The sequence below is a fragment of the Rhizobacter sp. P2_H2 genome (genome assembly GCF_056403375.1).
Genome location: NZ_JBFUFP010001654.1, coordinates 1 through 770, shown reverse-complemented (window position 1 = coordinate 770; position 770 = coordinate 1). Strand labels below are relative to the sequence as shown.

At 61.0% G+C, this 770-nt stretch carries 2 protein-coding genes; both read left to right on the top strand.

Annotated features, from left to right (window positions below; all coding sequences use genetic code 11):
- Positions 1–486, top strand: a 486-nt coding sequence (locus AC1D15_RS35405; protein WP_477829765.1) for a hypothetical protein, incomplete at its 5' end; no start/stop codon positions are given.
- 190 nt (positions 487–676) lie between these two features.
- Positions 677–770 (top strand): demethoxyubiquinone hydroxylase family protein (locus AC1D15_RS35400; protein WP_477829766.1); only part of this gene is annotated, 94 nt, incomplete at its 3' end.

Sequence of the window (770 nt, the reverse complement as noted above, 5' to 3'; positions counted from 1 at the left end):
GTGGCTGTTCCATGCCTACCTTGCCACCGCCGTGGCGTTGACCTGCATTTCAATGGCACTCAGCATCGGCGGACTCTGGAAGGGCAGGCCGCCTCGTCGTGCGGACCTGTCACTGCAAAGCCGCTGCCCTTGACCATGCCAGAACTGAACGTCTTCACCGCAATCGCCATCGGCTCATTTGCTGCGGCAGTTTGGGCAGTCGTCTCCATTCGACGACTGCTGCGAACCACTGGGCCAGGAATTCTCTCTCGCAATCAGAGGATCGTTGTGTGGGGCGCTGCCGCACTCGCGTTCGTACCTTCGCAACTCATCGCGTTCGCATGTTCCGTGCTCTTTTCGAGCTTCTCGGTCTCGCCGGGGATCTGGAACCATCTGCAGCTCTGCCTGACCATCATCTTCAGTCTGGGAATTCTTGGTGCGACATGCACATGGGCCGCGGCGAAAGTGGTGAGCATCGCGATTCAGCGGAAGGCAACGGCCACTTGAAGCGGCAAGCAAAGGGAATCCGGTGACTGTCGCGAATGCCACTCGCTGTATCGAACGCTGAACGACCGCTTCGCTTCGACGAGTCTGTCAGTGTGACGGGCGGCAACGGGTCGCCTACCGCCAAGGCGGCGCGGCGGCGACTGGCAACAATCGGCCATGAGCAGCCACTCGCGATCGACCGCTCTACGGCATCACACTCAGTTTAGTCACGGGGCTGCTCGGTCGCCAGGCAATCGCCGCAACCACAGTGGCAGTGGAGCGTGTCGTCCTTCGCCACCTTGAGC